This is a genomic window from Escherichia sp. GZ89, assembly GCF_019366485.1.
Classification (GTDB): Bacteria; Pseudomonadota; Gammaproteobacteria; order Enterobacterales; family Enterobacteriaceae; genus Escherichia; species Escherichia fergusonii.
Genome location: NZ_JAEOHX010000014.1, coordinates 66,509 through 78,066, shown reverse-complemented (window position 1 = coordinate 78,066; position 11,558 = coordinate 66,509). Strand labels below are relative to the sequence as shown.

Below are 11,558 nucleotides of genomic sequence, written 5' to 3'. Positions count from 1 at the left end.
TGTGGGATATATCACCTTTTCCCCACGTCATTATGTGGAACACTTCAGCAATATCATCAGGAGAAACGTATGGCAGAAACCTCTTCAACCACCGCAGGCGCACAAACGTTATTACGCGGACTGGCGGTTCTTAATGCTGTTTATAACGGCTGCCATGACCTGAAAAGTATCGGCGAGTTCACCGGCACGACCCGGAGCACAACCCATCGTTTAGTCACCGTTCTGGTGGAACAACGCTACCTGCGCCATGTCCCAACGCAGGGCTACCAACTGGGTGCCAAACTGATCGAATTCGGTGCCAGAGCACTGGAAAGCACCTCGCTGTACGAAGTTGCCCAGCCCGTTTTGCAACGCCTTGCCCGTTACACCCTGGACACCGTGCATCTGGGGATCGTTGAAGGCGACGAAGTGCTGTATCTGGAGAAGATCAACAGCCAGCGCGGGCTGGAAATGCGCTCACGCCCAGGCCATCGCATGCCACTGGCAATCACCGGCATCGGCAAGGCATTGATCCTCAACCGAACAGAAGAAGAGTGGCGCACGCTGTTTAAGACCTGTGGTGATGAAACAAAACTGGGCACATTTATTCAGAACATGCGTCGTTATGCCGCCAGTGGTTTTGCTTTTGATCTGGAAGAGAACGAGCCGACTATCCGTTGCGTTGCAGCGCCGGTTTACAACGCCCGGGATGAAATTGTGGCGGCTATTTCTGTCGCCAGTACCACTACGTATATGTCACTGGCGCGTCTGGAAGAACTGGCACCTTACGTCAAATCCTGTGCAGAAGAGATATCCGCTGAACTGGGCTGGGGTAAGCACGTCCACAAAAATAAATAAACCATGACTAAAGGAAACGGCTAATGTCGGGAAACACCTCATTTATTGCCCTGGACTGGGGAACGTCATCGCTTCGGGCATGGCGTTTTGGCGACTCACCAAATCCACAAGAAAAACGTGAATTCCCGTGGGGGATCATGAAATTACCCTCCCAGGCAGCAACACGTGAGGACGCTTTCCACGATACGTTTTTACGTGTCTGCGGCGACTGGCTGGCACAATCCCCATGCCCGGTTCTGGCTTGCGGCATGATCGGCAGTGCGCAAGGGTGGCAACCAGCAGCTTATTTACCTTGCCCGGTCACTCTTGAGGGTCTGGCAAAGCAGTTGACGCCTGTTATCCACCAGCAGCAGACAATGCTGCACATCATTCCTGGCGTGATTAAAGAAGGTGAAATGCCCGAAGTGATGCGTGGTGAAGAGACACAAATCTTCGGTGCTATCTCGATGGAACCGGCCCTGCAAAACGCAATCCATCAGGGTATGCCTGTGCTGATTGGCTTACCTGGCACACATGCGAAATGGGCTGTAGTTGAAAACAACACCATTACCGATTTCCGAACCTTTATGACTGGCGAGTTATTTGATGTTTTATCCCGCCATTCGATTCTCGGTGCCACCATGTATCCGGGAGATGAACCGCACTGGGATGCCTTCGCCCACGGGCTGACAGCAGCACAAGAGCATCATCAGACCGGATTATTATCGACGCTATTTTCGACCCGTTCGCGCCTGCTGACCAGTAATCTTACGCCGTCCTCACAGGGGGATTATCTTTCAGGATTACTGATAGGCCATGAATTATGCGGTCTGGCATCCAGTTTGCTACGTGATTTACCCGCCACAACACCGATCGCCTTAATTGGTAGCGCCACCCTGAACAGCCGCTATTCACGGGCGTTCAGCCACGTTTTTCCCGACAGACAGCTACACGCCATTCCTAATGCCACTGAACAGGGGTTATGGCGAATCGCCCACGCTGCCGGGCTACTCTCCACCAACGCCAGGGAATGTACTCATGCCATTTAATACGCTTTTGCAAAAAACCGGGTTAGTCGCCATTTTACGCGGCGTGAAACCGGATGAGATTGTCGCCATCGGTGAAAAGCTGTATGCCGCTGGATTTCGCCTGATTGAGATTCCCATGAACTCGCCGGAGCCGTTGCAAAGTATCAGTTTACTGCGCGACGCCCTGCCTAAGGACTGCCTGGTCGGAGCCGGAACTGTGCTTTCGGTGGAGCAAGTCGTCGCGGTTAAAGAGGCTGGAGGCCAGATTATCGTGATGCCGCATTGCGATACTGCGGTGATCCGTCGTGCCCGTGCGCTGGGTATGTATTGTGCGCCTGGCGTCGCTACGCCCACCGAAGCTTTTGCTGCCATTGAACATGGCGCCAATGCCATCAAGCTGTTCCCGGCTGAACAAATTACGCCTGAAGTCACCAAAGCCTGGCGTGCGGTTATTCCACAATCCGTTCCGATGTTACCGGTTGGCGGTATCACTCCAGACACAATGGCGCGTTATCTGAGCCACGGCGCAAACGGCTTTGGCCTCGGTTCTGCGCTATATCGCCCCGGCATGACGCCAGAGCAAGTCTATGAAAATGCAGTACTGTTTATGAACGCATGGAACAATTTAAATAGCAACTAACTGATAAATAAGGATATAAAAGCAATGATAAAACATCTTACCTTACCGAAAAAAATGGCTGCAATGGTACTTCTTGCCGGCGCTGCCCTCAGCACTGCGCCTGTGCAGGCGGCCTCCTGGCCAACCAAACAGATCGAGTTAGTCGTCCCCTACGCGGCCGGAGGCGGTACGGACCTGGTTGCCCGAGCCTTTGCAGATGCCGCCAAAAACCATTTACCCGTCAGCATCGGGGTTATCAATAAACCTGGCGGTGGCGGCGCTATCGGCCTGAGTGAAATCGCCGCTGCCCGCCCTAACGGTTACAAAATTGGTTTAGGCACGGTTGAACTGACCACCCTTCCCAGCCTCGGAATGGTGCGTTTTAAAACCAGCGACTTTAAACCCATTGCCCGTCTGAACGCGGATCCGGCTGCTATCACCGTCCGTTCTGATGCGCCGTGGAATAGCTATGAAGAATTTATGACTTACGCCAAAGCGAATCCCGGAAAAGTACGCATTGGTAACTCAGGCACCGGAGCAATCTGGCATCTGGCGGCAGCTGCACTGGAAGACAAAACGGGCGCGAAGTTTTCTCATGTCCCGTATGACGGCGCAGCCCCTGCCATTACAGGCCTGTTAGGCGGGCATATTGAAGCGGTTTCCGTAAGCCCAGGTGAAGTTATCAACCATGTGAAAGGCGGCAAGCTGAAGACACTGGTAGTGATGGCGGATGAACGTATGAAAACCATGCCTGACGTCCCGACGTTAAAAGAGAAAGGTGTTGATCTCTCCATCGGCACCTGGCGCGGCCTGATTGTGTCGCAAAAAACGCCGCAGGATGTGGTGGATGTTCTGGCAAAGGCAGCAAAAGAGACGGCTGAAGAGCCTGCATTCCAGGATGCACTGCAAAAGTTGAATCTCAACTATGCATGGCTTGATGGTGCCAGCTTCCAGACCCAAATCAACGAGCAGGAAAAGTACTTTGACGAGCTGCTGACTCGCCTGGGCCTGAAAAAATAATCCCGAGGTACGGTCGATGAACACAAAACAATCTGTTGCTCAACTCGCCGTACCGCACCGCAAGCGCCTTTCATCCACTGTGGTGGTGGCGCTGTTACTTTGTGTGGTTGCTGGCGCGGTGATAATTAATGCCGCTGATTTTCCAGCAACTGCCATTGAAACGGATCCCGGTGCAAGTGCCTTCCCTACCTTCTATGCCTGTGCCCTGATTGTGCTCGCTGTCTTACTGGTGATACGCGATCTTTTACTGGCAAAACCAGCCCCTTGCGCCAACACACAGGAAAAACCGACATTCAGGAAAACGGCAACAGGAATTGCGGCAACCGCGTTTTATATCGTGGCAATGAGCTACTGCGGTTATCTCATTACTACTCCTGTTTTCCTCATCGTCATTATGGCATTGATGGGCTACAGGCGATGGGTACTCACACCGGGTATTGCGCTGCTGTTAACGGCAATCCTCTGGTTGCTGTTTGTCGAAGCGTTACAGGTGCCATTGCCTGTCGGCACATTTTTCGAATAACAGGGGCCTGCAATGTTTGAAAGTGAACTTTTAACTCAGGGGTTTTCGACATTACTCAGTAATCCTCAGGCGCTACTGTTTGCCACGTTTGGAGTGATGCTGGGTATTATGATTGGCGCTCTGCCTGGCCTGACAGCGACCATGGGTGTGGCGATTTTGCTGCCTTTCACCTACGGCATGGAGCCTGTTTCTGGCTTGTTGATGATTTGCGGTGTCTTTTTTGGTGGTGTGTATGGTGGTTCTATCACCGCAATTTTGCTCAAAATTCCCGGTACACCTGCCGCCGCTGCCACCGCCATTGACGGTTATGAGTTAACGAAGCAGGGAAAAGCCGGGCTGGCGTTAAGTGCCGCCACGTTCTCTTCTTTTAGCGGTGGAACGCTCAGCATTATCGTATTGATGTTTCTCTCTCCGGTCCTTGCCAGTTGGGCGTTGAAATTTAGTGCCTCGGAGTCCTTCGCCCTGGCAACCTTCGGACTGAGCATTATTGCCAGTATTTCCGGTGAGTCGCTGATTAAAGGGCTGATTGCCGGGGTTGGCGGATTACTGATCGCAACGATAGGCCTTGATCCAATGGGCGGTTTTCCACGCTTTACAGGTGGATTTGTGGAGCTGATGAATGTGCCATTTATCCCGGTGATGATTGGTTTATTTGCTGCTTCAGAAGCATTCCGCTCTATGGAGCAAAACCAGCAAATTCGTCAGGGGGCGAAGGTGGCTATCGGCAGTCTGTTACTGCCCTGGCAAACACTACGCCGCATCGCATTAACCATTTTGCGCTCATCAGGATTAGGGGTTTTTATCGGCATGATCCCCGGTGCGGGGGCGGATATTGCAGCTTTTGTTGCCTATAACGAAACTCGTCGTTTCAGTAAGACGCCTGAAAACTTTGGTAAGGGTGAGATTAAGGCGGTGGCCTCCTGTGAGGCAGGCGCGAATGGCTGCACCGGTGGCGCATTGTTACCTATGCTGACGCTGGGGATCCCAGGCGATGCGGTAACTGCCATCATGCTGGGCGCGTTAACGTTACAAGGGATGCAGCCAGGCCCACTGATGTTTACCGACCACGGCGATATGGTTTATACGCTGTTTGTCGGCATGATCTTTTGTTACTTCATGCTGCTAGTTCTTGGACTGCTCTCTTTGAAAGTCATCGGTAACGTGGTGAAGATCCCCGGCAATATTCTCACGCCGATGATCCTCGCGCTTTGTGTTGTTGGGACTTATGCGCTGAACAACAGCCTGTTTGATGTTGGCATTATGCTGATTGCAGGCGTGGTGGGCTATTTCATGCAAAAAGGGGGGTATCCGGCGTCACCCGTAGTGCTGGCATTGATTATGGGGCCAATGGCGGAAAGTAATTTCCGCCGTGCGCTGTCGCTTTCAGGGGGGTCACTCGACTTCCTGTATACCCGACCGATAACCCTGGCATTGCTGACTCTGGCAGCCTTTACGCTACTGACGCCAATAATCCGCAAAATTATGCGCTTACGGCGTCAGTAACTGATATCGCTCCCCGACGTTGGGGAGCGTTTTTTTATTTCAGCAGACGACGCGCCGCTTCCACCACGATTTTCACCGCATGGCTTTCGGTTTGTTTCATCGTCTCAGCATTCGGGATCTCTTGCTGGGTACGATTGACGATAACGCCCGCCACCATACCCGCACGCAGGCCCTGGCTTGCACACATGGTCAGCAGGGTTGCAGATTCCATTTCATAGTTCATTACGCCCATCGCCTGCCACTCTTCCATCGAACCTTTAAAGTGGCGCACAACACGACCAGAGTAAGTGTCGTAGCGTTCCTGGCCTGGGTAGAAGGTGTCGGAAGAAGCCGTCACGCCAACGTGAGTGGTTGCACCAATTGACTTCGCCGCTTCAACCAGCGCGGTCGTACATTCGAAATCAGCCACAGCCGGGAACTCCAGCGGAGCGAAGTGCAGGCTCGCGCCATCCAGACGAACAGACGCAGTGGTCACCAGCACATCGCCGACATTGATATGCGGCTGAATTGCGCCCGTAGTACCAATACGCAGGAAAGTACGGATACCCAGCTGTGCCAGCTCTTCAACAGCAATAGAGGTGGAAGGACCACCGATACCAGTAGAACAAACAATGACAGGTTTACCATCCAGCTCAGCACGCCAGGTGGTGAATTCGCGGTGAGATGCCAGCTTAACTGGCTTTTCCATCAGCGTTGCAATTTTTTCCACGCGATCCGGGTCGCCAGGAACGATGGCAAGCGTAGCCCCTTGTAAATCGTTTTTAGTGAGGCCGAGATGAAAAACATCAGACTTGGACATAAACAACTCCTCTGTGAATCGGTTTAGTCAGAAGAAGCAAAAAGACACTTTACCGAAGGGTTTAACATTTTTTCGTGACACTCATCACCTTGATGTAAATGCGTTGCATAAATTTACCCACCAAAAGTGATGTGAATCACATAAATCACTCTTCATTCTGCATGACTGCATAAAAGATGAGCCGATTCAGGCAATGTGATTTGTTGCATGCTGACTATAGTTAACATTGCGCAACATTTTTATAAGGGTACGGAGAATACCATGGCAACAACACAACAATCTGGATTTGCACCTGCTGCATCACCTCTCGCTTCGACCATCGTTCAGACCCCGGATGACGCGATTGTAGCAGGCATCACCTCTATCCCTTCCCAAGGGGATAACATGCCTGCTTACCATGCCAGACCAAAGCAGAGCGATGGCCTACTACCAGTGGTCATTGTAGTGCAGGAAATTTTTGGCGTGCATGAACATATCCGCGATATTTGTCGCCGTCTGGCGCTGGAGGGGTATCTGGCTATCGCACCTGAACTTTACTTCCGCGAAGGCGATCCGAATGATTTTGCCGATATCCCTACGCTGCTTAGCGGTCTGGTAGCAAAAGTGCCTGACTCGCAGGTGCTGGCCGATCTCGATCATGTCGCTAGTTGGGCGTCACGCAATGGCGGCGATGTTCATCGGTTAATGATCACCGGATTTTGCTGGGGTGGACGTATCACCTGGCTATATGCTGCGCATAACCCGCAACTGAAAGCGGCGGTGGCATGGTACGGCAAGCTGACGGGCGATAAGACGCTAAATTCACCGAAACAGCCTGTTGATATCGCAACCGATCTTAACGCGCCAGTTCTCGGCTTATATGGCGGCCAGGATAACAGCATTCCGCAAGAGAGCGTGGAAACCATGCGTCAGGCGCTGCGGGCAGCAAACGCGAAAGCAGAGATTATCGTCTACCCGGATGCCGGGCATGCATTTAATGCTGATTATCGCCCGAGCTATCATGCCGAATCTGCGAAAGATGGCTGGCAGCGAATGCTGGGGTGGTTCAGGCTGTATGGTGGGAAGAAGTCGCTGTAATGAGAAAAGACCGGGTGGTATTACCACCCGGTTTGGATTTTACCCCCGACGCAAATTCTGCGCCGCCTGCACCATGTTCGCCAGTGCCGCGCGGGTTTCTGGCCAGCCGCGCGTTTTCAGACCACAGTCCGGGTTGACCCACAGACGCTCTGCCGGAATGCGTTTTGCCGCTTTCTTCAGCAGGGACTCAATCCATTCCACACTCGGTACGTTTGGCGAGTGAATGTCATAGACGCCAGGACCGATTTCATTCGGATAATCAAACTCTTCAAACGACTCCAGCAACTCCATGTCGGAACGCGAGGTTTCGATTGTGATGACGTCAGCATCCAGCGCCGCAATCGAATCCATGATGTCGTTGAACTCGCAGTAACACATGTGAGTGTGGATTTGCGTGTCATCTTTCGCTACGGCAGCGTTGATACGGAAAGCCTCCACGCCCCACTGAAGATAGGCATCCCAGTCGCTGCGACGCAGCGGTAAACCTTCGCGTAGCGCCGGTTCATCAATCTGGATGATGCCAATTCCAGCCGCTTCCAGATCGGCCACTTCATCACGAAGCGCCAGCGCAATTTGTTTGGCGATGGTTTCACGGCTGACATCTTCACGCGGGAACGACCAGCAGAGAATGGTCACCGGACCAGTCAGCATCCCTTTCACCGGTTTGTCGGTCAGCGATTTCGCATACTTTGCCCACTCCACGGTAATCGGTGCCGGGCGGCTAACGTCACCAATAACAATCGGTGGCTTCACGCAACGGGAACCGTAACTCTGTACCCAACCGTTTTGCGTAAAGACAAACCCGTCGAGGTGCTCGCCAAAGTATTCCACCATGTCATTACGCTCGGCCTCACCATGCACCAGCACATCCAGACCCAGACGTTCCTGCTCAACAATGGCCTGCTTGATATGTTCTGCAATGCCCGTACGATAGTTGTTGGCGTCGAGATTACCCTTTTTGAAATCCAGACGCAGGGTACGGATTTCTGTGGTTTGCGGGAAAGAGCCAATCGTGGTAGTCGGCCAGGCTGGCAGTTTAAAACGCGCACGCTGGGCTTCAGCACGCACTTCATAAACGTTTGCACGCTGACTGTCCTGGGCAGTGATCGCCGCCAGACGCTTTTCTACCGCCGGATTATGTACACGAGTAGAGTGACGACGCGCCTGAATCGGAGCACTCCACTCTGCCAGAGCTGCCGTATCACCACTGTTCAGCGCATCGCGCAGCAATGCCAGTTCATGACATTTTTGCAGGGCGAAGGCAAACCAGCTTTTCACTTCTGCATCAAGACGCGTTTCCAAGCTCAGGTCGATAGGGCTGTGCAGCAATGAGCAGGAAGATGCCACCCACAAATCACGTTTGCCGACAATGTCCTTAATTTGCGCATATTTCTCGGTAAGATCGGCGCGCCAGACGTTACGACCATTGATAAGACCAGCAGATAGCAGCCAGTCAGAAGGCAGACGCTTGTGCAGTTCAGCAACGTCATCTTTACCATGTACGAGATCGACATGCAGACCCTGAACAGGCAGCGCAGTAATGGTGTCGAGATTTGGCGTTACGCCTTCAAAATAGGTAGTCAGCAGCAGTTTCACCTGGCCCTGGAGCGCGTCGTAAGCGGGTTTATAGGCGTCCAGCCACGCCTGCGGCAGTTCCAGTACCAGAGCCGGTTCGTCGATCTGTACCCACTCAATGCCGCGTTTTGCCAGTTCTGCCAACACTTGCTGATAAACCGGCAGAATGTCGTTCAGCAGGCTCAGGCGATCAAACTGTTCACCTTTCACTTTACCCAGCCACAGGTAGGTAACCGGCCCCAGCAGCACGGGCTTGACCTTGTGGCCCAGCGCCAGCGCCTCGTCCACTTCCTCCAGCAGCTGCGTCCAGGTCAGTTTGAACTGTTGGCCTTTAACGAACTCCGGCACCATGTAGTGATAGTTGGTGTTAAACCATTTGGTCATTTCCGCTGCCGCCGCAGGTTCGCCAGTCGGTGCACGTCCACGACCAATACGGAACAGGGTGTCGATATCTACCGAACCATCTTTGTTCTGGTGACGAGCCGGAACGTTACCCAGCAGCAGGCTGGTGGTCAGGACATGATCGTACCAGGCAAAATCACCCACCGGCAGCAGGTCGGTACCTGCTTGCTTTTGTTGATCCCAGTGACGAGCACGCAGTTCACGCCCTACCGCCAGCAGTTCTTCACGCGTGGAGTTCCCCGCCCAATAACTCTCTTGCGCTTTTTTCAGCTCGCGACGCAGGCCAACGCGAGGGAAACCGAGGGTGTGATTAAGAATTGTCATTATATGCCCCTTATGGAATTTTTAGTATTTAGCCGTCCAGATGTTTACACATCCATAATTGGCGGTTACTGTATATTCCTCAAGCGCAAATTATTCATGCCGAAGTGAAGGACTTTCATGATCGAAGTAAAACACCTGAAAACGCTACAAGCGTTGCGGAACTGCGGCTCACTCGCAGCCGCTGCGGCGACGTTGCATCAAACGCAATCCGCCCTGTCTCACCAGTTTAGCGATCTGGAACAACGCCTTGGCTTCCGGCTATTTGTGCGTAAAAGCCAGCCGCTTCGGTTTACACCGCAGGGAGAAATCCTGTTGCAACTGGCGAATCAGGTGCTGCCGCAAATCAGCCAGGCACTGCAAGCCTGCAATGAACCGCAGCAGACGCGCCTGCGCATTGCCATTGAGTGCCATAGCTGTATTCAGTGGCTGACGCCCGCGTTAGAAAATTTCCATAAGAACTGGCCGCAGGTGGAGATGGATTTTAAATCAGGCGTAACGTTTGACCCGCAGCCTGCATTGCAGCAGGGCGAGCTGGATCTGGTGATGACCTCCGATATTCTGCCGCGCAGTGGCCTGCATTATTCGCCGATGTTCGATTATGAAGTGCGTCTGGTGTTAGCACCTGACCATCCACTGGCGGCGAAAACGCGAATCACGCCGGAAGACCTCGCCAGCGAAACGCTGTTGATTTATCCGGTGCAGCGTAGCCGACTGGATGTCTGGCGGCATTTTCTTCAGCCAGCAGGCGTCAGCCCGTCACTGAAAAGCGTCGATAACACCTTATTGTTGATTCAGATGGTTGCCGCACGGATGGGTATTGCCGCACTACCGCATTGGGTGGTGGAGAGTTTTGAGCGCCAGGGTCTGGTCGTAACCAAAACCCTGGGCGAAGGATTGTGGAGCCGACTGTACGCCGCCGTGCGCGATGGCGAGCAGCGTCAGCCGATTACAGAAGCGTTTATTCGTTCAGCGCGCAATCACGCCTGCGATCATCTGCCGTTTGTGAAGAGCGCGGAGCGACCCACTTACGATGCACCCACAGTGAGGCCAGGATCACCAGCGCGCCTGTAATAAACGTTGGCCAGTGCGGCTGTTGGTGCCAGATAGCCAGGTTAACCAACAGCCCTGCCGGAACGTGCATATTATTCATAATGCCCAGCGTTCCGGCGTCCACCTGAGTCGCGCCGTAGTTCCACATAAAGTAGCCAATACCGGAAGCCACCACGCCAAGAAACACCAGAATGCCCCATTGCAGCGTGGTTTGCGGCATTTTCTGCGCATTTCCCAGCAAGAACCATGCAATCACCGCCACCAGGAACGCGCCAAGATAGAACCACGCAAAGGCGTTATGCTGCGGCATCGGGCGAGTTTCCATCAGGCGTTTGTAGCCCACCATGCCGATGGCAAAAGTGATATTGGAGAGTTGCACCAGCAACAGGCCGGTCCAGAAGTGGTCGGTGACCTGATCATAGCGAATAATCCCGGCACCAATCACCGCCAACAAGGCGCTAAAAGCATAGCCCCAGCGCAGACGGCGCTTACTCATGATGTCATAAATCAGCGTGATGTAGAGCGGAGTCAGTACGGTGAACAGCAACAGTTCGGAGACCGTCAGGTAGAGATAGGCGCGAAAACTCAGCATATACATCACGCCAAGCTGCATCGCGCCCACCAGCATATACAGGCCGACCGTTTTCAGGCTATTGCCACGGGTACGCAGAAACGGCAGAAAAACCAGTGCCGCCAGGCCAACGCGCACCAGCACTGCAAAATAGCTATCGACGTGCCCCGCAAGGTACTCGCCATAAAAGCTAAAGGAGAAGGCCCACAGAATCGTGGTAATGATAAGTAGCGCCACAATGGATGTCTCTT

Annotated in this window: 11 protein-coding genes; 8 read left to right on the top strand and 3 right to left on the bottom strand. The window is 53.2% G+C overall.

What is annotated here, in order from left to right; genetic code table 11:
- Positions 1 to 69: 69 nt before the first annotated feature.
- The 6 genes from K0335_RS18855 to K0335_RS18830 are packed head-to-tail and all read left to right on the top strand — an operon-like array spanning position 70 to position 5,509.
- Entirely contained in the window at positions 70 to 837 is a 768-nt protein-coding gene (locus tag K0335_RS18855; RefSeq protein ID WP_000852400.1) for an IclR family transcriptional regulator, read from the top strand.
- Between the two features lie 23 nt (positions 838 to 860).
- Positions 861 to 1,865, top strand: coding sequence for a 2-dehydro-3-deoxygalactonokinase (locus tag K0335_RS18850; protein WP_160193766.1), 1,005 nt, complete (start codon positions 861 to 863; stop codon positions 1,863 to 1,865).
- Positions 1,855 to 2,484 carry a 2-dehydro-3-deoxy-6-phosphogalactonate aldolase gene (locus K0335_RS18845; protein WP_001116475.1) on the top strand — a complete coding sequence of 210 codons (630 nt, stop codon included), beginning with the start codon at positions 1,855 to 1,857 and terminating at the stop codon, positions 2,482 to 2,484. Before K0335_RS18850 ends, K0335_RS18845 begins: the two co-directional genes overlap by 11 nt.
- Before the next feature lie 24 nt (positions 2,485 to 2,508).
- Positions 2,509 to 3,483, top strand: a complete 975-nt coding sequence (locus K0335_RS18840; RefSeq protein WP_000589810.1) for a tripartite tricarboxylate transporter substrate binding protein — start codon at positions 2,509 to 2,511, stop codon at positions 3,481 to 3,483.
- Between the two features lie 16 nt (positions 3,484 to 3,499).
- Positions 3,500 to 4,006: a tripartite tricarboxylate transporter TctB family protein gene (locus tag K0335_RS18835; protein ID WP_104920366.1), complete on the top strand. Its 507-nt coding sequence runs from the start codon at positions 3,500 to 3,502 to the stop codon at positions 4,004 to 4,006.
- A gap of 12 nt (positions 4,007 to 4,018) precedes the next feature.
- Complete coding sequence (locus K0335_RS18830) at positions 4,019 to 5,509, top strand: tripartite tricarboxylate transporter permease (protein WP_000463035.1); 1,491 nt, start codon at positions 4,019 to 4,021, stop codon at positions 5,507 to 5,509.
- Between the two features lie 34 nt (positions 5,510 to 5,543).
- On the opposite strand, the gene udp is transcribed toward K0335_RS18830, so the two are convergent.
- Positions 5,544 to 6,308 carry a uridine phosphorylase gene (udp, locus tag K0335_RS18825; protein WP_000045186.1) on the bottom strand — a complete coding sequence of 255 codons (765 nt, stop codon included), beginning with the start codon at positions 6,306 to 6,308 and terminating at the stop codon, positions 5,544 to 5,546.
- Between the two features lie 261 nt (positions 6,309 to 6,569).
- Here udp and K0335_RS18820 point away from each other — a divergent pair, with 261 nt between their 5' ends.
- Complete coding sequence (locus K0335_RS18820) at positions 6,570 to 7,385, top strand: dienelactone hydrolase family protein (protein ID WP_104920367.1); 816 nt, start codon at positions 6,570 to 6,572, stop codon at positions 7,383 to 7,385.
- 39 nt (positions 7,386 to 7,424) lie between these two features.
- Here K0335_RS18820 and metE read toward each other — a convergent pair whose 3' ends face one another.
- The gene (gene metE, locus K0335_RS18815) at positions 7,425 to 9,686 is read right to left on the bottom strand and encodes a 5-methyltetrahydropteroyltriglutamate--homocysteine S-methyltransferase (protein ID WP_104920368.1); all 2,262 of its coding nucleotides are present in this window, start codon (positions 9,684 to 9,686) and stop codon (positions 7,425 to 7,427) included.
- A 117-nt stretch (positions 9,687 to 9,803) separates the two neighbouring features.
- On the opposite strand from metE, the gene metR reads away from it, so the two are divergent.
- On the top strand, positions 9,804 to 10,757 hold the full coding sequence (gene metR, locus K0335_RS18810; RefSeq protein WP_000573618.1) for an HTH-type transcriptional regulator MetR: 954 nt from the start codon (positions 9,804 to 9,806) through the stop codon (positions 10,755 to 10,757).
- Here metR and bioP read toward each other — a convergent pair.
- Positions 10,645 to 11,544 carry a biotin transporter gene (bioP, locus tag K0335_RS18805; RefSeq protein WP_001196237.1) on the bottom strand — a complete coding sequence of 300 codons (900 nt, stop codon included), beginning with the start codon at positions 11,542 to 11,544 and terminating at the stop codon, positions 10,645 to 10,647. The genes metR and bioP overlap by 113 nt on opposite strands.
- Positions 11,545 to 11,558 lie beyond the last annotated feature (14 nt).